Source organism: Actinomycetota bacterium (genome assembly GCA_035759705.1).
Lineage (GTDB): Bacteria > Actinomycetota > CADDZG01 > JAHWKV01 > JAHWKV01 > JAJCYE01.
Window position 1 is genome coordinate 15,204 of sequence record DASTUJ010000224.1, and the last position, 22,234, is coordinate 37,437.

Genomic DNA, 22,234 nt, shown 5'->3' on the forward strand with positions numbered 1-22,234 from the left:
TGCAGGGAGGGTCTGTAGACCGTGTGTAGATTTTGTAGAGATTGACCTGGGAGCGGGCTCAGGGGGTGGGCTGGGAGACGAACTCGAAGTGCATACCGTCCGGGTAGTTCCACCGGCCGCCCCAGCTGAAGCCGTGGCGCTCCATGATCTCCACCAGCTGCGGGTCCATGGTCGGGGGCTGTCCGTACAGGTTGCCCGAAACGTTGAAGTCGAAGGCTATGCCCCACGCGTGGCGGGAGAGGCCCGCCTCTTTGCCCGACCTTATATAGCGGGGTGAAAAGCAGCCTCCGAAGTCCCCGGAGCGGACGAGGTGGCCCAGATTTTTGTCCATGACCTCCCGGAACGCGCCCTCGATCTGCGGGATCATCTTCTTGTGGCACCTGAATACCCCCAGCAGCGGGATGCTGGCCATCTCTGTGTTGGCGTCGATCCATGCCTGGTCGATCCCGATGTTGGCGCCGGCGCCGTTCACCGCCGAGAACTCGCCGAAGATCGACTTGATCTCTCCCAGCGAAAGCAGAGGTGACGGTTGGGAGGATGCGCCGCTGCCTTCGGGCCCCCGCACCCTGAAGGTGGCCTCCGGCGGAACCGCGCCCCGGATCGTCTCCTCCACCTTCTTGCCGGCGGAGAGCTCTTCGAGCCCTATCAAAAGGTAGTCGGCCTCGTTCAGCCCGATTGCGGCGCCGGTGGCGTGGGAGACGACCACCTCGTGGCGGCGCAGGTAGGCGTCCTCGGCCACCCCGATGACCGGCACCGACGTTGCCCCGAACTGCAGCGTCCCCTTTTCGCCGATTCCTCGCAGGGCAGCGCCGGTCCGGGAGAGGATCGCTCCGCCGTTGGCGAGCTCGGCGACCTTGGCCTCAAGCTGCTGGGGAACCAGCCGGCGGAAATGCTCCGGGTCGACCGCCGCGGTGTCCACCGGAACCGACAACCCGGGCCGGGGACCTGAGGGGGCGGCGCTTCCTTCGGCCGCCCACGCGTGCAGCCAGCGGGTCCCGCTGCGTACCTCCGCCACCCCGGTCACGTCCTCGCGGCCCCTGGCGGCTTCGGAGACCGGGCCGATGAGCTCGAGGGGAGGAGCCGTCACCAGCGCCGGAAGCGCCTGCGCCGGAGCGTTCGTCGCAACCTTGATCTCGGCATCGGACGCGGGCATGCGAAAACCGGTCAAAGCCAGCAGCATCAGCCCTCCGATCAGGAAGAGGCCGAGTCCGGGCGCGATTAACACAACAGGTTTTTTCATTGGCATGGTTTCTGTTGGGAGGTCGGTTGTAACGGACCCGTACTTATCGGCACAGTCGGCCCGGCGTTCAGTCCTGTTTGAAGAACTTTGCGGGAGTATGCGTGAACAAATGTTCGGTTGCAACCCAAAAAGTCAGATGTAAAAGAAATTTCGGGCTGGAGAGCCCGCGCCGCCGGTAGCTCCAAACCGACTGGACGCGTCCGGGATCGCGTGAAACGCTACCGCCTGTGATGGCTCGGCCGCTTTGACCTCGTATGACTCCTAACGTGCCAACCGGACCCGGGGCTCGGTGGGCGCCTGCACTCCGTGCCGTCGCGGCGGTCTGCGTGGCGGCCCTCATGTTTGCCGCCTGCGGCTCCTCGGATGACGACGACGACTCCGGCGTCAAGAAGATCGCGTACCTCCGGTCGGTAGCCACCCCCGACTCGCCCGTGGACGAAGCCTTCATCGATGAGCTCCTCCAGCGGGGATTCGTAGAGGGCGAAAACCTGGCGATCCTGGGCGGGTCGGGCACCGAGGTGTTCCCGGATCCCGCCAAAGCGACCGAGGCTGTGGAGGAGTGGGAGGAGGAGGGGGTGGACGTTATCGTCGCCTTCTCGACCTCCGGGGCGGAGATCGCCCGGGATCATGCGCCGGGCGCCAAGGTGCTCTTCCTGGCTAACGACCCCCAGGCGGCGGGGTTCGTGAAGGACGAACGCCGTCCCGAAGGCAGGATGACCGGTGTCACCTTCCGCATCCCGGCAGACCGGATGCTGTCGCTCGCCCGCAGGATCATCCCCGGCCTCCGCCGCATCGGTCTGGCCTACCCGCCCGGCGATCCGGCGGCGGTACCGAGCCGGGACCAGTTCGCCCAGGCAGCCCAGGATCAGGGGCTGGAGCTGATATCCGAGGAGTTCACCGACGCCGCCGACCTGCCCGGGGCGGTGGCGAACCTGGTACAGGAGGGCGGGGTCCAGCTTCTGCTGGCATCGGTTTCGCCCACCGCAACCCGGGCGATCCCGCAACTGGCGGAGTCGGCGGCGGCCTACCGGATACCCTTCGCGGCCAATGTTGCCACCGCCGAACAGGCGCTGCTCACCCTCTCGCCCGACAGCGCCGCTATCGGTTCGCAGCTTGGACGGCAGGCGGCTCGCCTGCTAAACGGGGCCAGCCCGGCGTCGGTCCCGGTGGAGGACCCGCGTCGATTTCAGATCGGTCTGAGCCAGAAGGTGGCCCTGGAGCTCGGAATTCAACTGCCCGCAGATGTGGTGCGTGAGGCCGATGTCGTCCGAAACTGAGGCGCCGGAGAGCATCGACCACCGGAGCCCCGGGCCCTCGGTCCTTGCGCGCCTGGTGCTCGCCATGGTGGTTGCCGGCCTTGTCACCGGCGTAGTCGGCAGCTGGCTCATCGCCAACTCGGCAGGCAAGGCCCTCCGGTCGCAGATCGACCGGCAGAACGAGGCCCAGGCTTTATCGCTGGCAAAACGACTCGACGACCGGATAGTGACCAGGGCGAACACCCTTCAGGTGGTCGCCACCCGAACAAACATTGCGGGACTCGGCGAGTCGACCGGGAACGAACTGAACGTGGTGTTGAAACCGCTGCCCGAGATCGACCGTTTGACGGTCTTCGACGCCAACGGCCTGCCGGTGGCCTCGGCCTCCAATCGCAGCCTGGTCGACCTACAGAAGCTGGGCGTCCGCACCGGAGTGCTCGAAGGCCTGACGCCGGGTGCCCACAGGACCTCCCTCCTCGGGACCAATCCGCCCACGGTTGAGCTTTCGGTGCCCATCCAGAACCCTCCCGGCACCGTCGTAGCGGCGCTGGTCGCCGAGATCCCGCTGGAGGAGCTGGCCAGCCACCTGGAGGAGGTGCAGTCGGGAGGCGCACACACCGCCTTCTTGGTGGACGGCGACGGAACGCTTCTGGTGCACCCCGACCGGGACCGGGTGCTCGAAGGCGAGCGGTTCGACATCCCGGAGGATCAGGCGGCGTCGGGAGGATCGTTCACCGGGCGGGGGTTCGATTCGGGGCGCTACCTGTTTGCCGCGGACCGCTCCTCCCAGATTCCGGCGTCGGTGGTCGTCCAGCAGCCCGAGGCGGAGGCGCTGTCTTCGGTCTCGACGTCCACCCGAAACCTGGCCCTGATCCTGTTTGCCGTGATGCTGGTCACGGTTGCCACCGTGAGCGTGGTGGGACGCTTCCTGCTGGCGCCGCTGCGGGCGATGGCCGGGGCGGCAAGGCGCATCGGACGGGGGGAGCACGGCGCCCGGGTGCCGGTCGGCGGTTACGGGGAGGTCGGGCGGCTGGGAGCCGAACTCAACCGCATGGCGGACGCCCTGGAGCAACGAATCGCCGAGCTGGAGGAGCGCAAGGCGGCCGAGGTGGCGCTCCGGGAGCAGAGCAAGCTGGCCGAGACCCTGTACAACGTGGGCAGCGTGTTGACCGCCCAGCTCGACCTCAAGGAGGTCGTGCAGGCGGTGACCAACATCGCCACCGATCTGACCGGAGCGCAGTTCGGCGCCTTCTTCTACAACGTCGTGGATCGGGAGGGGGAGTCCTACATGCTGTACACGCTCGCCGGCGTGCCGCCCGAGGCATTCTCGGGCTTTCCGATGCCCAGGAACACCGACATCTTCGGTCCGACCTTCCGTGGGGAGGGCACCGTGCGGCACGACGACGTCACCCAGAACCCCAACTACGGACAGAACGAGCCTTACTTCGGGATGCCCGACGGCCACCTCCCGGTGCGCAGTTACCTCGCCTCCCCGGTCGTGTCGAAGCGCGGGGAGGTGCTGGGCGGCCTCTTCTTCGGGCACGAGGAGGTCGGGGTGTTCACCGAGGGCCACGCCAAGCTGGCCGAGGGAATCGCAGGCCAGGCGGCCATCGCCATCGACAACGCCCGGCTGTACGCCGCCCAGAGGAGCGCGGCGGAGACCCTGCAGCGCAGCATTCTTCCCGCCCGGCTCCCGCAGCTCCCCGGCCTGGAGACCGCCGCCCGCTACCGCCCGGCCGAGGTGGGAATCGAGGTCGGAGGGGACTGGTACGACATCCTCGAGCTGGACTCCGGGGCGGTTGCCGTGGTCGTGGGCGACGTGGTCGGCCGGGGGCTGGCCGCAGCCGGGATCATGGGCCAGCTGTGCCACGCGGTCCGGGCCTACGCCCTTGAGGACCCCTCGCCGGGAGCGGTGCTGAGCCGGCTTAACCGGTTTATCGAGAAGACCGGCGAGGAGCCCTTTGCCACGGTGGTCTTTGCAGTCTTCGACCCGAAGGCCGGCACTTTTCGCGTCGCCAACGCCGGCCACCCGCCGGCGCTGATGATGCACACCGACGGTACCGCCGAGTTCCTCGAGCAGAACAGTGGCCCCCCCATCGGCGCCGTCACCGACAACGAGTACACCGAAGAAGTCGTGACCCTGACCCCGGGCTGCCGTTTGCTCCTCTACACCGACGGCCTGGTGGAGGACCGCCGGACCGCGCTGAGCGCCGGCCTGGAGAAGCTGAGGCAGGCGGCGATGAAGGGTCCCGACGACATCGAGGAGTTCTGCGACTACGTTCTCGACAGGATGGCGGTGGGCCGCGACCTGCAGGACGACATAGCGGTTCTGGCCATCGGCGCCGTGCCGCTGGAGTAGGGCTTAAGAAGCGGCTTCGGCTATCAGCTCCGAGGCTTCACGGGTCGAGAGCTGGTCCGGGGCGATCTTGGCGGCGACGACCTCCACCGCACGCTCCAGCCGGTTGGCGCCTGCGTTCTCGCCCAGGTGCCTGAGCATCATCGAGGCGGAAAGGATCGCTCCGATCGGGTTGGCCAGCCCGGTCCCGACGATGTCGGGGGCCGAGCCGTGAACCGGCTCGAACATCGACACCTTCCCGGGGTGCATGTTGGCGCTTCCGACGAACCCGATGCCGCCGACCAGGCCTGCGGCGAGGTCGCTCAGGATGTCGCCGAACAGGTTGTCGGTGACCACCACCTGGAATCTCTTCGGCTGGGTGACCATCAACAGGCAGGCAGCGTCGATGTGCTGGTAAGCGGTCTGGACGCCGGGATACTCCGCGCCGATCTCCTTCATTGCCCGCAGGTACAAGCCGCCGGCGCGCTCCAGGACGTTGGTTTTGTGGACGAGGGTCAGCGTCTGCTTCCGTTGGGCGGCGAGCTCGAATCCGTAACGGACGATCCGGCTGACCGCCGGCCAGGTGTTCAACGAGACCTCGGTCGAAACCTCCTGCTCCGACCCGGTGTCCGCCGACTCGCCCCGGCCGCAGTAGAGGCCTTCGGTGTTCTCGCGCACGATCGTGACGTCCAGCTGGTCGGCGTTGCTCAGCACGCTGTTGACCCCGTCGAGCAGCCGGGAGGGGCGCAGGTTGACGTACAGGTCGAGCTCGCGTCGAAGTCTGAGGAGCAGGCCCTTTTCGAGGATGCCCGGTGGCACCCGGGGGTCGCCGACCGCCCCCAGCAGGACTGCCTCGTGTTCGCTGAGCCGCTGCAGGTCGTCGTCGGTGAGGATCTCTCCGGACTTGAGGTACCGGTTCGCACCGAGCTCGTAGTTGGTGACCTCAAGGGCGAATCCCTCGGCGTCGGCCACTGCGTCGAGGGCCATGAGAGCGCCCTCGATCACCTCGGGACCGATGCCGTCGCCCGGGACGACTGCAATGTTGTGCCTGCGCAGCGCGTCGGCAATCAAAACGACGGGGCGTCCATGGCTGCCCTGCGGGTGCCGACGTTCGTCGCGCGGTTGACTGCGTTCAGGAACGCCCGGGCGGAGCCCTCCACCACGTCGGTCGAGACGCCCTTGCCGGAGTAGATGACCCCGTCGACGTTGACCTGAACCGAGATCTCGCCGACTGCGTCGGTTCCCCCGGTCACCGCTCCAACCTTGAAGCTGAGGAGTTTGGCGTTGATGCCCACCGCCCGCTGGATGGCGCCGCAGGCCGCGTCGATCATCCCGTCTCCTTCGGCCGACTCCTCGTAGACCTCGTCGCCGGACCGGATCCGGACCTTGGCCGATGGGTGGACGTGTGTGCCCCCGCGGACCTGCAGGTCCTCCAGCACATAGACGTCGGCGGCGCTCGAGATCTCGTCGGTGACGATTGCCAGCAGGTCGGCCTCGGTCATCTCGATCTTGCGGTCGACGAGGTCCCGAAACCGTGCCCATGCCCGGTTCAGGTCGTCGCCGCTCAGGTCGTAGCCCATGTCGCCCAGCGTTTTGGCGAAAGCGTGCCTGCCCGAGTGTTTGCCCAGGACGATCCGGTTGGAGTCCCAGCCCACCGAGGTGGCATCCATGATCTCGTAGGTGGTCCGGTCCATCAGCACCCCGTGCTGGTGGATGCCCGCCTCGTGGGCGAACGCGTTCGCCCCGACAATCGCCTTGTTCGGAGGCACCTGGTAGCCGGTCAGCGCCGAGACCAGGCGGGAGGTGCGGACGATCTGCTTGGAGTCTGCCCCGGTGGTGACCCCGAGCGAAGCGCCCCGGGTCTGGATGGCCATGATGACCTCCTCGACCGAGCAGTTGCCAGCCCGTTCGCCGATGGCGTTCATCGCGCCCTCGACCTGCCGGGCGCCGGCCCCGACGCCGGCCAGGGCGTTGGCCACCGCCAGGCCCAGGTCCTGGTGGGTGTGGGTGGACCAGATGACGTCGCCGGCGCCTTCGACGTTCTCGATCAGGTACTTGAACAGTTCGCCGTACTCGTTAGGCAGGGCGTAGCCGACGGTGTCGGGCACGTTGCACGTCGTGGCTCCGGCCTTGATGGCGGCGCCGAACATCTTCACCAGGAACTCCGGGTCGCTGCGAGTGGCGTCCTCGGCACTGAACTCCACGTCCGGGCAGTAGCCCCGGGCCCGCTCAACGCCGGCGACGGCAATGTCGTAGACCTGTTCCGGCGTCTTATGCAGCTTTTTCTCCATGTGGATGGAGGATGTGGCGATGAACACGTGGATCCGGGACTTCTGGGCGTCCTTGATGGACTCCCACGCCCGGTCGATGTCGTCGAACTGCATCCGGGCCAGGGCACAGATGACCGGGCCCTTGACGTTCTGGGCCACCGATCTCACCGCCTGAAACTCGGACTCCGAGTTGATGGGGAAGCCCGCCTCGATGATGTCGACGCCCAGCGCCGCCAGCTGATGGGCGATCTCCACCTTCTCTTTGCCGGACAGGTTGATGCCCGGCGACTGCTCACCGTCGCGCAGCGTGGTGTCGAAGATACGTACCTGATCTGTCATTTGAAACTCCTAGTCTCGGTCTCGTGGTCGCTTTGGTCTGGGGCTCGGGCTCCGGGTCGCACCTTCGCAGCAGCGACCCGAGCCTTCAAAGCGCGAGTAAGAGCACAGTCGGGGGGGTGCCCCCCGACGACCCCCCAAAGACCTCGTTGGAGTTGGCAGGCACTTTTGGATTCAGTCCTTTCGCAGCCAGGGCATCATCGAGCGCAGCTCTTTGCCGACCGACTCGATCTGCTGGTCGGCCGCTTCGTCGCGCATCTTCTGGAAGTTGGGGTAGCCGCCCTCGGCCTCCGCGACCCACTCCCTGGCGAAGTTGCCGCTCTGGATGTCGACCAGGATCTTGTCCATGGCCTCCCGGGTCTCGTCGGTGACAATCTTCTGCCCCCGGGTCAGGTCGCCGTACTCCGCGGTATCGGAGATGGAGTGGCGCATCTTCGCCAGGCCGCCTTCGTAGATAAGGTCGACGATCAGCTTAACCTCGTGCAGGCACTCGAAGTAGGCGACCTCGGGCTGGTAGCCGGCGTCGACCAGGGTTTCGAAGCCGGTCTGGATCAGTCGGGTCAGTCCCCCGCAAAGCACGGCCTGCTCGCCGAACAGGTCGGTCTCGGTCTCCTCGCGGAACGTGGTCTCTATCAGGCCGGCCCGGGCCGAGCCGATCCCGTAGGCGTACGCCAGCGCGTAGTCGTGGGCCTTGCCGGAAGCGTCCTGCTCCACGGCCACCAGGGCAGGGGTGCCGATGCCCTCGGTGAAGGTCCGGCGGACCAGGTGGCCGGGCCCCTTGGGGGCGACCATGAAGACGTCGACGCCCGCCGGCGGGGTGACCCGCTTGAAGTGGATGTTGAAGCCGTGGGCGAAGACCAGCGCGTCCCCGTCGTTCAGGTTTGGGGCGATGGACTCGTCGTAGATCGCCTTGCAGTTCTGGTCGGGGACCAGCAGCATGATGACCTCGGCCTCGGCTGCGGCTTTGGAGGTCTCCAGGACCTTCAGGCCGGCCGCTTCAGCTTCCGCCCATGAGGAGGAGCCGTCCCTAAGGCCGACCCGGACGTCGAAGCCCGAGTCCTTGAGGTTCAGGGCGTGAGCATGGCCCTGGGAGCCGAATCCGATGATCGCGATGGGTCGCCCCTTCAAGACCTCGGGATCGGCGTCCTTTTCGTAGTACTTCGTGGCCATGCGTGTTGCCTCCTAGATTGGTTGAGTGTTAACCCGCCACCCGCAGCTGGCGGTCTTTGATTGACTTCGAACCCCGGCTGAGCGCCACCCGGCCGGACTTCACGAGCTCGATTATCCCGTAGACCGCAACCAGGTCCTCAAAGGCCTGGATCTTCTCCGGCGCACCGGTGACCTCGATGGTCATGGAGTCGGTGCCCACGTCGATGACCTTGCCGCGGAACACCTCGGCCAGCTCGATGATGCGGGCCCTCACCTCGGCGACCGCCCGGACCTTGATCAGCATGAGCTCCCGCTCGACCGAAAGCTCGGGCTCCAGCTCGATGACCTTCAGCACGTTGATCAGTTTGTAAACCTGCTTCGTCACGTGCTCGAGCGGCCGCTCGGGCAGGTCGACCACGATGGTCATCCGGCTGACGTTCGGGCTCTCGGTGGTGCCGACCGCCAGGGAGTGGATGTTGAATCCCCGGCGGGCGAACAGCCCGGCGACCCGGGACAGGACACCCGGCTTGTTCTCGACGAGGACGGCAATCGTATGTTTCATGCTCCATGCTCCTCGTCGTCGCCGTACAGGTGGTCGCCCTGCTCGTGCGCTACCGGCTCCCTCTCGTACTCGGGGCCGAGAATGATGTCGTCGTTGGAGCTGCCGGCGGCGACCATCGGGTAGCACATCTCGCCCTTGTCGCAGCGGAAGTCGATGACCACCGGGCGGTCGTTGACCCCCCGGGCCTTCTCGATCGCCGTGTCGACGTCCTGCATGTTCTCGACCCGAAGGCCGATGCAGCCGTACGCCTCGGCCAGCTTGACGTAGTCGGGGATGTCCCAGCCGAACTCCACCTCGGAGTAGCGCTCGTCGTAAAACAGCTCCTGCCACTGGCGGACCATGCCCAGGTAGGCGTTGTTGATGATGGCGATCTTGACCGGGATCTTCTCGACCGCCATCGTCGCCAGCTCCTGGCAGGTCATCTGGAAGCAGCCGTCGCCGTCGATGCACCACACCTCGTCGTCCGGCATGGCGACCTTGGCCCCCATTGCCGCCGGGACGCCGAAGCCCATGGCGCCCGAGCCGCCGGAGTTGATCCAGGTGCGGGGGCGCTGGAAGGGGATGAACTGCGACCCCCACATCTGGTGCTGGCCCACGCCGGCGCAGTAGATGGCCTTGCCCTCGGTCAGGGCGGCGATCCGTTCCACCACGTACTGAGGCTTCAGGGGACCGTCCTCGGTCTGCGTGTACTTGTAGGGGTAGGCCTTCTTCCAGCCGTTGACCGTGTCCCGCCATGCCGAGTAGTCGGGTTGCGGATCCTTGCCCCGGCGGGACTCGATGACCTTGATCAGCTCGACCAGGACCGCCTTGGCGTCGCCCACGATCGGGACGTCGGCTTTGCGGTTCTTGCTGATCTCCGCCGGGTCGATGTCGGCGTGGATGATCTTGGCGTCCGGTGCGAAAGCCGACAGCTTGCCGGTCACCCGGTCGTCGAAGCGGGGGCCGATGCCGATGAGCAGGTCGCTGCGCTGCAGGGCGGTGACGGCGGTGTAGTTGCCGTGCATGCCGGGCATGCCGAGGCACAGCTCGTGAGTGTCGGGCATGACGCCGCGGGCCATCAGGGTGGTGACCACCGGGATGCCGGTCATCTCGGCCAGTTGAACCAGCTCGGCCGATGCCCCGGCCTTGATGATGCCGCCGCCGGCGTAAAGGATCGGGCGCTCCGACTGGGAGATCAGCTTGGCCGCCTCGACGATCTGGCGCTGGTTCGGCTTGGTGGTGGGCTGGTAGCCGGGCAGGTCGACCGGACCGGCCGGCTTGTAGGTGAACTTGGCCTGCAGCACGTCCTTGGGGATGTCGACCAGGACCGGGCCGGGGCGGCCGGTGCTGGCGATGTGGAACGCCTCGGCGATGGTCTGGGCGATGTCGTCCGGCTCCATCACCAGGAACGTGTGCTTGGTGACCGGTCCGGCGATGCCGGTGATGTCCGACTCCTGGAAGGCGTCGTAGCCCATGGCGGGCCGCGGGACCTGGCCGGTGATGGCAACGACCGGGATGGAGTCCATGAACGAGGACGCCAGGCCGGTGATCAGGTTGGTCGCGCCGGGGCCGGAGGTGGCCATACAGACCCCTACCTTGCCGGAGGCCTGAGCGTAGCCGTCGGCTGCGTGGGCGGCACCCTGCTCGTGCCGGCAGAGGATGTGTTTGACCGTCGAGTCGATCAACGGGTCGTAGGCCGGCAGGATAGCTCCGCCCGGTATGCCAAAGATGTGCTCGACCCCAACTGCTTCGAGCGCAAGGAAGAGGGCCTTAGCCCCGGTGACCTCGCTCATAGTTATGTCCTCTCCTTGTGTCTTCTCAGCAGTGGGTCGCAGACGATGCGGAAAGACTCAGTGGACCTGGATCTCGACGTCTCGGTCGAGGTAGGGGGAGTCTGCAGTTGTCCGGGAAACAAAAAACCTCTCAGTCTGAGAGGTTTCGTAGCGCTCGCCGGAACTGCAGGCGCGCGCTACCGCGATACGAGAAGAAGGAACAGCTGCCCCTGAGGGCTCCTTTCCGTTTCGTAGCGCGTCACTGTCAGACTCCTGTTCGTTGCCGTTCCCCAATCTTGACCGAGGGGCCCGGGGGTGTCAAGCAGTCGGGCGCCGTCCGGCGATCCGTTATGCCGGACTAATCCGGCGCAGTCTCGTCGAGGATCAAGTCGACCACGTCCTCCATCCGGCCGGTGCGCTCGAACAGCGCCAGCTGCCGGGAGGCTCCGGTCCCGCGCTCGCGGACCTGCGACACCAGGCCCTGGACCTCGTTCCACTCGTCCCGGTCCTCGAGCACAGGCCTCAGGATCTCGAGCATCGAGGAAACCAGCTCGTATGCGGGCACCAGGCGCTCCTTTTTGGGGTCGATCAGCGTGTCGGAGTCCCCGTACCGGGCGGCCCGCCAGATAGCCGACTTGATCAGCTCGTCCCGGATCTTGGTGCTGTCCGAGCCCGTCTGCATCTCCCGATAGCAGGTTTCGCTTATCGCCCTGACCAGCGCGGCCACCAGCAGGGAGTCGTCGAGGTTCGAGCAGGAGTCGGCTACGCGGAACTCGATCGTGTTGAACTTGTTGGAAGGCCTTACGTCCCAGTAGATCCTGGCCGGGTCGTCGATGCTGTTCGTTGTCAGCAAGGCCTCTTTGAGTGCGTCGTACTCGGCGCGGCTGGAGAAGGAGCCGGGGATTCCCGCAGTAGGCCAGCGCTGCCAGAGCCGGTTGCGGTAGCTGTGGTAACCCGTTCTCTCTCCCAGCCAGAAGGGCGAGTTCGCCGAGAGCGCCAGGACCACCGGCAGCCAGGGCCGAACCCGGTTCATGACCTCGATCGCTTCGTCCGGGTCGTCGATGCCCACATGGACGTGGCAGCCGGACAGGATCTGCTCCCGGGTGAGCTGCTGGTAGTCCTCCTCCAAACGGATGTAGGCGTCCCTCTGGAAGACCTGGGTGCCCCGCCAGTCGGAGAACGGGTGGGTGCCGGAAGCGGCAATTCTTTTGCCCACCTTGCCGGCAGCCGCCGCCGCTTCCCGGCGGAGCCTGATCAGGTCCTTGCGGACGTCGGCCAGGGTTTCGCAAACCACCGTGCCGACTTCGACCTGGGAAGCCTGAAGCTCCGCCTCCACCTCGTCGCCGTCGTACTCGGAGAGCACTCTGTCCGCGTCGGGGGCGATCTCCCGGGTATCCGGGTCGACCAGGTGAAACTCCTCCTCAACTCCGATTGTGAATATGGCCGTCCTCCTTGAGAACGAAGTTCTGCCCTGCCGAAGGCAGGAACCAAACGTGTCTAGCAAGGTATTGACCGGATCGTGCTGACTGAGCCCAGGTTGGGCCGCCCGAAAAATCAGAAGCGTTCGGCGAATCTTTTGGCCCGAAACCGGAAATAAATTGGTCCGTGAAACGCACACCGATCAAGATTGCGGTCGCCGGCGCAGGTTACGGGAGAAAGGTGGCCCTGCCGGTCTACCGGGATATCGAGGAGTTCGAGCCGGTCGCGTGCTGGTCACGAACGCCCGAGCGCGCCGTCAAGCTGGCCAACGAGTTCGGGCTCAAGCTGGGGACTTCGGACTTCGAGGAGATGCTCGACTTCCCGGGGTTGGAGGCGGTGCACCTGGCGACCCCGGTGGTCACGCACCTGCCGCTCGCTCGCGCAGTGGTCGAGCGCGGCCTGCACCTGTTGTGCGAGAAGCCTCTGGCCGAGAGCCTCGACCGCGCCCGGCAGATTGCCGGCGCAGTGAAGTCGGCGGGAGTCGTGGGGGCGGTCGACTACTCGCTCAGGATGAAGTCGACCCGGCGGCGGCTTATCGAGGTGGCGCAGCAGGTGGTGGGGCGACCCCGCATGGCTCTGATCTCGCTGGTTCACTCGGACCACGCGCATCCCGAGTCCCGACCGTACACCTGGGTCCACGACGCCGAGCTCGGCGGCGGCCGCCTTCAGGGATACGGGGTTCACGACCTCGACCTCCTCCTCGAGATCTTCCCCCGCGTGGAGTCCGTGGCGGCCGCACTCGAGGTGGGCGTGCCGGAGCGCTTGGCCGGCGGAGGCGAGATGCGTCCGGTGACGGCCGAGGATGCGTTCGGCATCCTGCTGCAATTCGAAGCGGGCGGTCTGGGAGTGGTCTCGCTGGTTGCCACCGCGCGGCACGATCGCAGGGACCTCGTGGAGATCTACGGGGACCAGGGAACAGTAAAGCTGGATTCCGACTACCGGCTGTGGTGGGGCCGGGCCGGCGACGAGCTGCAGGTGGAGGGGCCTCTCAGTAACAGCTCCAACGAGGCTTTTCGCCGGGTCGCCCGCCGCTTCTGGCTGTCTATCAGGGAGGGCGCACCGCCCGACCCGTCGCTGGAAGAGGCCCTGAGAGTCCAGGCGGTCTACGACGCGATCAAGCTGGCCGACCGCGAACGGCGCTGGGTGGCGCCCGAGCAGACCGGCGCCTGACGGCTGGGGCAGTGAAGTACCTGGTTTCGAACTGGAAGATGTACCCCACGACCGACGAGGCCGTGACGCTGTTCGCAGAGATCCAGAAGGGTTTGAGGGCAAGAGCCTGCCTGGGGTATTCCCTGCCCACCTGTGTCATCTGCCCTCCTTTCGTGTCGCTTCCGGTGCTCAAAGCCCTCGCCGATCCGGAATTGGTCAGCCTCGGCGCGCAGAACTGTCACTCGGAGCCGAGCGGGCCTTTCACCGGGGAGATCTCCGCAGAGATGCTGAAAGGAGTGGCGGAGTTCGTTTTGATCGGGCACAGCGAGCGCCGGGCCGCCGGCGAAACCGACGAGCAGATTGCGTGCAAGGTGGCAGCCTGTGCGGCCGCCGGGCTGAGGCCGATGCTGTGCGTGGGCGAAGACGAGCGAACCGACGCCGCCGCGTCGCAGGCCGAGGAGCGGTTGATCGCCGGCATCTCAAGAATCGATCCGACGAGTTGCCCGGTCCTGGTGGTCTACGAGCCGACCTGGGCGGTGGGCGGCGACCAGCCCGCCGACGTGGACTACGTCTGCCGGCTGGTTGAGCACCTCAAGTGCCGTATGACCGATGCCGGCATGGCCCGGCCAGAGGTCATCTACGGAGGGACCGTCACGCCACGCAACGCCGGCCAGTTCGCTGCTTTGGAAGTTCTCGACGGCGTCGGGGCCACCCGTGCGGGACTTGATGCCGGGGACTTTCTTGCGCTGGCCGACCGACTGACCGACGCTTCGGAGCTGTGATGGGAGACGGGAGCGGATTAATCGGCCACACTGGGTGACGGAATCTGGCAGGTCGACTGAGAGGCCCTTTCATGGAGCAAAAGCTCACGCCGGGGAAATGGCTGTACGGACTGGCCGCAGGCATCTTCTTTATAGGCGGTAGCGCGTTTTTCATGCTTTGGACGATCGGAACCCAGAACTACCTCCGGCAAGAGGAGGCCGTTACGGACAACGGTTCTTCGATCCCGCTTATCGCCGCCGGCATGGGAGGACTCGCTCTTTGTCTGGTCTCGGGCATCGTCCTCGGACTGGTTGCCTTCTTCCTGCGCCGGAGCCGGCGCAAAGCGGCTGCGCAGCCATCGGGATCCTTCACCGGCTGACGGTTCCGGAGGTGGCTCTCCTCCGTGGCTGTCATAGGCGCCCAGCTTGAAGACCGGGGTACCTTAGAAGCCGGACAACGGGTGGGGTCCGGATGCGGCTCGTTGTTATGCTCTTTCGAAACCTTCTGGAGGAGAGACGTTCATGAGCGACGAGCCGAATCTCAAGCCACGCAGCGCCGATGTCACCGAAGGGGCCAAGCGGGCTCCCGCACGGGCGATGTTGCGCGCCGTAGGCATGAGGGACGGCGACTTCTCGAAGCCGATCATCGGGGTCGCATCGTCGTGGAACGAGGTCACCCCCTGCAACCTGCACCTCGACAAACTGGCCGACCGGAGCAAGGCGGGCGTTCACGAAGCCGGCGGCTACCCGCTCGAGTTCACGACCATCGCGGTTTCGGACGGCATATCGATGGGGACCGAGGGCATGCGCGCCTCGCTGATCTCCCGCGAGGTCATCGCCGACTCGGTTGAGGTCGTCGTCCACGCCGAACGGCTCGACGGAGTGGTCACCATCGCCGGGTGCGACAAGTCCCTCCCCGGCATGGTCATGGCGGCGGTCCGCCTGAACCTGCCTTCGGTCTTCCTCTACGGCGGCACGATCATGCCGGGCCGTTTCCGCGGCAAGGACGTGACCATCCAGGACGTTTTCGAGGGGGTCGGCGCCCACGCCGCCGGCAAGATGACCGACGAGGAGCTCCACGAGCTGGAGTCCAGCGCCTGCCCGGGCGCCGGGTCGTGCGCCGGCCACTACACCGCCAACACGATGGCGGCAGCCGTGGAGGCCATGGGCCTCTCGCTGCCCGGCAGCGCTTCGCCCCCGGCCATCACCGAGCGCCGGGCCGAGTTCGCCTTCCAAAGTGGGATGGCGGTCGTCGAACAGCTTCGCCGGGGCATCACCGCACGGGACATCGTCACGAAGAAGTCCATAGAAAACGCCATTACCGTCGTCATGGCCACCGGCGGCTCGACCAACGCGGTGCTGCACATGCTGGCTATAGCCCACGAGGCCGGCCTCGAGCTGGATATCGACGAGTTCGACGTCATCTCCCGCCGGGTCCCGCATATCGCCGATCTGCGGCCGGCCGGTCGTTTCGTCATGGCCGACTGGGACCGGGTCGGAGGGGTGCAGGTCGTCATCCGGGAGCTCCTGGAAGCGGGATTGCTGCACGGCGACTGCCTGACTGCCAACGGAAAGACGCTGGCCGAGAACGCCGAAGGAGCCGGCGAACCGGACGGCGACGTCATCCGGCCGATGTCCAGGCCGCTTCATCCGACCGGCGGGACCGTGATCCTCAAGGGGACGCTGGCTCCCGAGGGGTCGGTCTGCAAAGCGGCCGGCCTGGAGGGCTCCGACGAGATCCGCGGCCCGGCCCGGGTGTTCGACTCCGAGGACGACGCGTTCGAGGCGGTTGTCACCGGCCAGATTCGCAAGGGCGACGTGGTGGTCATCCGCTACGAAGGCCCTAAGGGCGGGCCCGGAATGCGGGAGATGCTTGCGGTCACCGGAGCCATTTTCGGCGCCGGGATGGGTAAGGACGTGGCTCTGATCACCGACGGTCGCTTCTCCGGCGCGACCCACGGCTTCTCGGTTGGTCACGTTGCTCCCGAGGCCGCGGACGGCGGGCCGATCGCACTGGTCCACGAGGGCGACGAGATCGTCCTGGACATCCCCAACCGCCGGATCGACCTGATGGTGGATGCCGACGAGCTCAGCCGCAGGCTGGCCGCTCTGACCCAGCCGGCTCCGCGGTACGCCACCGGCGCACTGGAGAAGTACGCCCGCACGGTCGGGAGCTCGGCCCGGGGTGCGGTCACCACCGCCTGGGTGCCGCAGTCGAGCTAAAGAGTTCCCAGGGTTGTCACACCCGGACCTTAAAATCGCCGCATGGATGTAGGAAGACGCCCGTGAGCGCTGCAGAGCAGACCTCCCTGCCATTGGACGCGGTGCAGGAGCTGGCGCCCGCCCACCCGGAAGTCTTCGCCCCCGAGGTCGAGGTGCGCCGGTCCGATCGGCGTCACCGGACCGTGTCGGCGCGGCTTCGCGAAGGCAAGCTGGTGGTGTACCTGCCCGCCCGCATGTCCCGCGCGGAGGAGGCCCGCTGGGTTGAAACCATGCTCAAGCGGTTCGAGGCCCGCAGCCTGCGGACCAGGTTGAACTCGGACGGCGATCTTCAGAGGCGGGCCGTGGAGCTGAACCGGGAGTACTTCGGCGGCCGCCTCGAGTGGAACTCGCTCAAGTACGTCACCAACCAGAACTCCCGCTACGGCTCCTGCTCACCGGCCGACGCAAGCATCCGGATCTCATCGGCGCTGGCCGAGATGCCCCGCTGGGTGCGGGACTACGTTCTGGTCCACGAGATGGCGCACCTGGTGGAGGCCAACCACTCGAAGGACTTCTGGGCGCTGGTGAACCGGTACCCGCTTACCGAGAGGGCCCGCGGCTACCTGATCGCCAAAGGTATGGAGGAAGAGGGTTAGGAAAGGAGCTTTTGCGCTCGCTCCTGGATCAGCGCCCTGGCCTTCCCCTCGAAACGTCCGGTTCCCGTCGGCATGGTCCCCCGGATCTCAGCGGATGAGTCGTCCACCTCGATTGTCCCCGAGAGTTTGAACATCTTCATCTTCAGGCTGAAGTCGCACCTGTTGCCGGTCCAGTTCTCGGAGACGTTGCTGACCTGGTTGCCGTACTGGGACTTGAGGTCCGCAACCAGCGACTTGATCCGGCCCAACGCCTCCTCCTGCGACAGCTTGTGAGGCACCGACACCTCAAACTGTTTGCCCACTGATTCCCCCTCGGCCTAATGCTCCGGACAAAAAGGCGCCCGCCCGAGCGTGCTCGAGCGGGCGGTCTTTTTGAAATCTCAGCCTAGACGCGGCGTCTTCCCCCCATGCCGGCCTCTGCGAGACCGATCAGAAGCACGGCGACCACGACGGCGATGACAAACCCGAGGAAGTTCAGCTCGGTGAAGCTCCCGGTGCCCAGCAGGCTGGCGATCCATCCACCGGCCAGCGCGCCGACAACTCCGAGAAGCATGGTGACTGCGATGCCGAGCGTCTGCCGGCCCGGCTTGATGAGGCGGGCAATCGCTCCGATGATCAGTCCAACAATCAGCAATCCGATGATCTGCATGTTCCGACTCCTTCGCCTAATTAGCCCGAAAACTGCAGGCGACTAAAGGTTCCCCAACAGCCGCAAAACAAACCGTGCCGCTCGTTACCTGCGGCTTCGCTTCCAGTCCCTCCTAGTCATGCCGACAAAGCGCTTGTCATCGCCCGGAATGTTGCGGTGAAGAATGTCCGAGAGGGTGTTAGTGGATTTGATGATCTGCCAGCCGGCGGGCGAGAACGTGGCCTCGTTGAAGATGCGCGGCGCCAGCAGGGGGTTGGTGAGGGCCTGCGAGAAGGCATCGATTCCCACCATGCGCCCGATCAACGAGGGCAACACCGAGTTGGGGCGGATGTCCTCGGCGTAGAGCCCGGGGAAGAACTCGATGTCGTCGACCGTTTTGTAAAGGTCGCTCAGACCTTTCTGGACTTTGGGGTCTCCCGAGATCTGGTTGAACGCAGTGACCTTCGGGTACCCACATAACTTCCGGTACTCGTTGTAGCTGTCCAGCCGGACCTTTCTGCCTTTGTTGACACTCCACAGCTGCACCGGTCCCAGGACCGGGTCCGTGTTGAACAGACCGATCTTCCCCGCCGCCTGGTTGGAGGCGTCCTCGAACAGCTGCCCGAGGCCGTTCCTGGTGAGCAGATCCGTCTCGTACAGGGTCTTCAGGACGGGAACATCATCGCCGGCGATCCGGTAGGTCGGCGGCACCAACGGGTGCCATCGGTACACGAGGTTGAACTCCACCGCCATCCAGTTGGGCCGGTACCAGGCGGGGTTCTTAAAGCTCGCCGGGTTGGCCCGGAACTGGAAGTGGTAGGGAGTGATGTGGTTGATGTACTCCTCGACCACGATCTTGATCAGCAGGACGATCAGGACGTTGCGGGCGGTTTCGAACAGCCGGTCGTCGTCGTCCTTCCACTCGGGGTACCTGGCGGCCAGCTCCCGTGCCACCCGGTTGTGTTCCCGGAAGAACAGGACGTTCATCAGGACAAACCCGAGCTGCAGGTTGGAGGTATCGCTTCCGACCGCGAAGAACTTCGACAGGATCTCGGGGGTGAGATTGGGCGCCAGCTTGGTCGGTACGTCGGGGACCAGGGAGTACTCGGGCTTCTTTTCCCCGTTTGCGTCGTAGGCGTATTCCGGGTACTCCTCTCCGTTGATCATCTGGGACTTGAGCAGGCCCCCTTCGTGCAGACGAAGCTGCTGGGTGACATCCGGGGTCAGGCCGTAGATCTGCATCAGGTCTATCTCGTGGTTGGTGTCGTTGCGCCTGTCGTCGGGGTCCGGCGCCCGGTCGCTCCGCAGGAATCCGTCGGTGAACCATTGGGCGAAGTAGGAGAAGAGCACCGTGGATTTGTCCGACGGAATGAACTTGCCCTCCTCCCGGACGAACAGCTCGGCAACCTTCTCCGCCTCGGGCAACTCGGGTGCCGACTTACCCGGCGGCAGGTGCCGGCTCCAGTACTTGCGGTCGGTGAGCGAAGACCAGGAGGTGTAGTCCGCAAGGGTGCTGTCCGGGTTGGGGCGGTACGGCATCTTGGACGACGCGCTGTCGATCAGCTTGCCGTTGACGAATTGTTCGAGCTTGGGCTGACGCTGGACGAGCTTCCACGCCAGGCCGTAACTCGTCAGAAGTTTTGTCTCCCGGATGTTCTTCCTGCCGTCGGCACTGGTGTCTCTGCCCTTAACTCCTGATTCTTGCGCCATGAATCTTCACCCTCCTGGTGCCGTGGCAGTTCCCCGCCTACAAATCGAGTGGTTACGCTTGCGCCGGTGACGCTTCTCCGAACCCGAACCAGAAGCTCTCAGGGAACGGGCCGCCGTGAAAGTCGATCTTTCCCTCGGGCGGGGGCAGCAGGTGGACGTTCGGCCTGAGCAGCACCCTGCGGACCACCTCGGGAATCACGACCGAGCCGACGTATTTGCCCAGGCAGGTGTGGTGGCCGTAGCCGAAGTGCAGGCTGAGGAAGTCGGGCCGGTCGGTTCGAAAGGTCTCCGGCTCCTGCAGGACATCCTCGTCGAAACCTGCGGACGACGTGCACGCAAAGACCAGGGTCCCCGCCGGGATTACGGTCTCCCTGTCGGTCCCCGCAGCGACGGTGTAGTCCTCGACCGACAGGCGGAAGATCAGCGGGTTGATGGGGTTGAGCCGCAGCCCCTCCCACACGTACTCGTCGAAGGCTGCCGGGTCGTCCGCTTTGGCCGCCTCGGCCGCCTGCGCGTGAATCTCGGGCTGGAGCAGGATCTGCTCGAGCGACTGGGCGATCGCCTGCGAGGTGGTCTCCCCGGTCCCGACCAGCAAGCCCATGATGTTGGAGAGCAGCCGCTCGTCGTCGAAGCCGATCTCGGACGGGAACTGCGTGCGCACCAGCCGGCTGAACGTGTCCTGCGGAGCGTCCCCGTTCTTGCCGTAGGCGGTCTTCCGCTTCTCCGCCAGGAGGCCGGTCAGGTACTCCTTCATCTCCTTGCCGGTCTGGACGGCGGCCTCGTGGATAGCGGGGTCGTTGAGCAGGTTCTTGAACATGTTGGTCTGGGTGTTCTTCGACCACCGGTACATCGACTCCAGGTCGGGGCCGGGAAAGCCGAAGTACCCGCCGACGATGCTTATGGGGACGAACCGGCACAACTTGCTGATTGCTTCGATCTTGCCTTCGGGGGCGGCAGCGTCCAGCGCTCCTTCGGCGAGGCTGGCGGCCATCTTGCGCACACCCGGCAAGTCCTCCGGCTTCAGCACGGCCTGCATGATGCCCTTTTCCCGCCAGTTGATCGGGGTGGCGTCCCGGGCAAGCATGAACGGGCCGACCACCGGGTCCATGTGCGGCTGGTAGGGCCTAACCGTGAAGACCTTTTCCCGAGAGAGGACCTCGGTCACGTCCGCGAAACGGGTTACGAAGGTGAAGTTGGGGGTTTTGAGGATCGGGCGGTTTTCCCGCAACTCCTTGAAGAAGGGGCGCCAGTCGGTCCGGATCCATTTGAGGGCAAGGCCGACTTTGGTCTTGTCGTCTGCAGCATCGTACTGCTCGAGGTAGCTGGTTGTTGCCGTGTCTGACAAGAGTGACCTCCCATCCGCCTCGAGCGCATTTGGAATACGCTCGAAGCGCCCAGAGGAGCACCTTTCTTGACTCCGGCGGACAGATTTAGCCTAGAGCTTTCGTGCCGGTGGTCAAGAGGCAACTGAGGGAGGAAGTACCTAATTAGATGAGAGGTACTACCTAATCCTCTTTGCGTTTCCAGGAGGCCTTGCGCTCCGGGCGGACCCTGATCTGCGACTGCTCGGAGCCGGAGCCCTTGGATATGATTTCTGCCGTCCCGGTGATCAGCACCCCCCATTTCGGCTTGCCGTAGATGAGGATCGAGACCCTCGGGTCGGCCTCGATGTTGCGCATCTTGGCGGCGTTGGAGTCGGTCTCGAAGCGGATAGCACCGTCCTCCCACCGGACCCCGACCGGCGCCGCATGCGGGAAGCCGTCCCGGCCGTTGGTCGTCAGGACGCCGACGGTGCGGTCGGTTCTCTCCAGCTCCCAGTCCTCGAAGACGGGCCCGGTGGCTTCACCCGGCACGGGCGATCACCTCCACCTCGTTGCCCTCGGGGTCGTCTACGTAGAAGGTCCGCACGTCCTTGAGCACCGGGTGGACTCCCTCCCGCACCTCCAGGCCGTAGGTCCGGCAGATTTCGCCGAGCTCCTCGTACCGGCTGGAGTTCACTGCGAACGCGAGGTGGTGGAGCACCCGGGACGGCTTGTCCCGGGGAAACTCGGGGGAATCCGGGGACTGCGGGAACAGGACGATCATCTGCGGGATTCCGCCCGGCCCCTCGCCGGCGCTGAGGAACTTGACCCGGAAGTCGGGCTCCGAGATCAACTCCAGCCCGAAAAGATCCCGGTAGAAGCGGAGGGTGGCTTCCATGTCGCGGGTCCACAACACGATCTCGGCGAGGCCGAGCACTGTGCGGTCGAGGGAAGGTTCGGTCAAGCTTCAGACCGGGGCTGGGCCGGCGCTTCGGTGTTAGTGGCAGCCCTCGTGACCGCAACCGCACTCGTGGGCTACGTGACCTTCGTGGGATCCGTGCTTCTGGCAGTAGTCGCTGCAGTACCCGTCTTCGCGAGCTTCGCATTTGCAACCTTCGTGACCGCACTGCTGAGCCATAGCTGCCTCCTTCGATTGTCCGTACCCGCTAACGATACGCCGGTTGGCACTCCTGGTCACCCTCGGCAGGGGCGCGTTTGTTGTTAACCTATCGGACGTGCCCAAAGACGACGGTCTGAAGATCGGTATCTCCCAGTGCCTGCTGGGGGCCGAGGTGCGTTATGACGGCGGCCACAAGCGCAACAGCTTCGTGGTCGACCTCCTGGGTGCGGTTTTCTCCTGGGTCCCCGTCTGTCCCGAAGTCGAATCCGGCATGGGCGTGCCCCGGGAGCCGGTGGAGCTGAAGGCCTCCGATTCGGGCACGAAGATGG

21 protein-coding genes are annotated in these 22,234 nt (G+C 65.6%); 8 read left to right on the forward strand and 13 right to left on the reverse strand.

Annotated features, from left to right (window positions below):
• Positions 1–58 precede the first annotated feature (58 nt).
• Positions 59–1,180, reverse strand: coding sequence for a M15 family metallopeptidase (locus VFV09_15760; GenBank protein ID HEU4869167.1), 1,122 nt, complete (start codon positions 1,178–1,180; stop codon positions 59–61).
• Between the two features lie 326 nt (positions 1,181–1,506).
• Here VFV09_15760 and VFV09_15765 point away from each other — a divergent pair, with 326 nt between their 5' ends.
• Both VFV09_15765 and VFV09_15770 read left to right on the forward strand, forming a co-directional pair.
• On the forward strand, positions 1,507–2,517 hold the full coding sequence (locus tag VFV09_15765; GenBank protein HEU4869168.1) for an ABC transporter substrate-binding protein: 1,011 nt from the start codon (positions 1,507–1,509) through the stop codon (positions 2,515–2,517).
• Entirely contained in the window at positions 2,501–4,855 is a 2,355-nt protein-coding gene (locus VFV09_15770) for a SpoIIE family protein phosphatase (GenBank protein HEU4869169.1), read from the forward strand. Before VFV09_15765 ends, VFV09_15770 begins: the two co-directional genes overlap by 17 nt.
• A gap of 3 nt (positions 4,856–4,858) precedes the next feature.
• On the opposite strand, the gene VFV09_15775 is transcribed toward VFV09_15770, so the two are convergent.
• The 6 genes from VFV09_15775 to VFV09_15800 all read right to left on the reverse strand — a co-directional run bounded on the left by VFV09_15775 (position 4,859) and on the right by VFV09_15800 (position 12,403).
• On the reverse strand, positions 4,859–5,902 hold the full coding sequence (locus tag VFV09_15775; GenBank protein HEU4869170.1) for a 3-isopropylmalate dehydrogenase: 1,044 nt from the start codon (positions 5,900–5,902) through the stop codon (positions 4,859–4,861).
• A complete protein-coding gene (locus VFV09_15780) occupies positions 5,899–7,440 on the reverse strand; it encodes a 2-isopropylmalate synthase (GenBank protein ID HEU4869171.1) in 1,542 nt (513 codons plus the stop codon). The genes VFV09_15775 and VFV09_15780 overlap by 4 nt, the downstream gene beginning before the upstream one ends.
• Before the next feature lie 171 nt (positions 7,441–7,611).
• Positions 7,612–8,607 (reverse strand): ketol-acid reductoisomerase, encoded by a 996-nt coding sequence (gene ilvC, locus VFV09_15785; protein HEU4869172.1) that lies wholly within the window; start codon positions 8,605–8,607, stop codon positions 7,612–7,614.
• Positions 8,608–8,635: 28 nt separating this feature from the next.
• Positions 8,636–9,148: an acetolactate synthase small subunit gene (ilvN, locus tag VFV09_15790; GenBank protein ID HEU4869173.1), complete on the reverse strand. Its 513-nt coding sequence runs from the start codon at positions 9,146–9,148 to the stop codon at positions 8,636–8,638.
• Positions 9,145–10,962 carry an acetolactate synthase large subunit gene (locus VFV09_15795; protein HEU4869174.1) on the reverse strand — a complete coding sequence of 606 codons (1,818 nt, stop codon included), beginning with the start codon at positions 10,960–10,962 and terminating at the stop codon, positions 9,145–9,147. Before VFV09_15795 ends, ilvN begins: the two co-directional genes overlap by 4 nt.
• Positions 10,963–11,257: 295 nt before the next feature.
• Entirely contained in the window at positions 11,258–12,403 is a 1,146-nt protein-coding gene (locus tag VFV09_15800; protein HEU4869175.1) for a carboxylate-amine ligase, read from the reverse strand.
• A gap of 101 nt (positions 12,404–12,504) precedes the next feature.
• Here VFV09_15800 and VFV09_15805 point away from each other — a divergent pair, with 101 nt between their 5' ends.
• From VFV09_15805 to VFV09_15825, 5 genes are all read left to right on the forward strand, one after another.
• A complete protein-coding gene (locus VFV09_15805) occupies positions 12,505–13,548 on the forward strand; it encodes a Gfo/Idh/MocA family oxidoreductase (protein HEU4869176.1) in 1,044 nt (347 codons plus the stop codon).
• 11 nt (positions 13,549–13,559) lie between these two features.
• Positions 13,560–14,309: a triose-phosphate isomerase family protein gene (locus VFV09_15810; GenBank protein ID HEU4869177.1), complete on the forward strand. Its 750-nt coding sequence runs from the start codon at positions 13,560–13,562 to the stop codon at positions 14,307–14,309.
• Positions 14,310–14,380: 71 nt separating this feature from the next.
• On the forward strand, positions 14,381–14,668 hold the full coding sequence (locus VFV09_15815) for a hypothetical protein (protein ID HEU4869178.1): 288 nt from the start codon (positions 14,381–14,383) through the stop codon (positions 14,666–14,668).
• Positions 14,669–14,810: 142 nt separating this feature from the next.
• Entirely contained in the window at positions 14,811–16,511 is a 1,701-nt protein-coding gene (ilvD, locus tag VFV09_15820; protein HEU4869179.1) for a dihydroxy-acid dehydratase, read from the forward strand.
• A gap of 62 nt (positions 16,512–16,573) precedes the next feature.
• Positions 16,574–17,146, forward strand: coding sequence for a M48 family metallopeptidase (locus VFV09_15825; GenBank protein ID HEU4869180.1), 573 nt, complete (start codon positions 16,574–16,576; stop codon positions 17,144–17,146).
• Here the strand turns inward: VFV09_15825 and VFV09_15830 are convergent.
• From VFV09_15830 to VFV09_15855, 6 genes are all read right to left on the reverse strand, one after another.
• Positions 17,143–17,448: a polyhydroxyalkanoic acid system family protein gene (locus tag VFV09_15830; GenBank protein ID HEU4869181.1), complete on the reverse strand. Its 306-nt coding sequence runs from the start codon at positions 17,446–17,448 to the stop codon at positions 17,143–17,145. The two genes, VFV09_15825 and VFV09_15830, sit on opposite strands and share 4 nt — an antisense overlap.
• 83 nt (positions 17,449–17,531) lie before the next feature.
• The gene (locus VFV09_15835; GenBank protein ID HEU4869182.1) at positions 17,532–17,789 is read right to left on the reverse strand and encodes a hypothetical protein; all 258 of its coding nucleotides are present in this window, start codon (positions 17,787–17,789) and stop codon (positions 17,532–17,534) included.
• Between the two features lie 90 nt (positions 17,790–17,879).
• On the reverse strand, positions 17,880–19,484 hold the full coding sequence (locus VFV09_15840) for a peroxidase family protein (protein ID HEU4869183.1): 1,605 nt from the start codon (positions 19,482–19,484) through the stop codon (positions 17,880–17,882).
• 52 nt (positions 19,485–19,536) lie between these two features.
• Positions 19,537–20,829, reverse strand: coding sequence for a cytochrome P450 (locus VFV09_15845; GenBank protein ID HEU4869184.1), 1,293 nt, complete (start codon positions 20,827–20,829; stop codon positions 19,537–19,539).
• A gap of 160 nt (positions 20,830–20,989) precedes the next feature.
• Entirely contained in the window at positions 20,990–21,337 is a 348-nt protein-coding gene (locus VFV09_15850) for a pyridoxamine 5'-phosphate oxidase family protein (GenBank protein ID HEU4869185.1), read from the reverse strand.
• Entirely contained in the window at positions 21,327–21,749 is a 423-nt protein-coding gene (locus tag VFV09_15855; GenBank protein ID HEU4869186.1) for a VOC family protein, read from the reverse strand. The genes VFV09_15850 and VFV09_15855 overlap by 11 nt, the downstream gene beginning before the upstream one ends.
• A gap of 271 nt (positions 21,750–22,020) precedes the next feature.
• Between VFV09_15855 and VFV09_15860 the strand changes: the two genes are divergently transcribed.
• A partial coding sequence (locus VFV09_15860; protein HEU4869187.1) for a DUF523 domain-containing protein occupies positions 22,021–22,234 on the forward strand: 214 nt, incomplete at its 3' end.

Coding starts and splice junctions, on each gene's coding strand:
- ilvN (HEU4869173.1), bottom strand. CDS start 9,148: ATGAAACATACGATTGCCGTCCTCGTCGAGAACAAGCCGGGTGTCCTG.
- VFV09_15770 (HEU4869169.1), top strand. CDS start 2,501: ATGTCGTCCGAAACTGAGGCGCCGGAGAGCATCGACCACCGGAGCCCC.
- ilvC (HEU4869172.1), bottom strand. CDS start 8,607: ATGGCCACGAAGTACTACGAAAAGGACGCCGATCCCGAGGTCTTGAAG.
- VFV09_15780 (HEU4869171.1), bottom strand. CDS start 7,440: ATGACAGATCAGGTACGTATCTTCGACACCACGCTGCGCGACGGTGAG.
- VFV09_15840 (HEU4869183.1), bottom strand. CDS start 19,484: ATGGCGCAAGAATCAGGAGTTAAGGGCAGAGACACCAGTGCCGACGGC.
- VFV09_15815 (HEU4869178.1), top strand. CDS start 14,381: ATGGAGCAAAAGCTCACGCCGGGGAAATGGCTGTACGGACTGGCCGCA.
- VFV09_15760 (HEU4869167.1), bottom strand. CDS start 1,180: ATGCTGCTGGCTTTGACCGGTTTTCGCATGCCCGCGTCCGATGCCGAG.
- ilvD (HEU4869179.1), top strand. CDS start 14,811: ATGAGCGACGAGCCGAATCTCAAGCCACGCAGCGCCGATGTCACCGAA.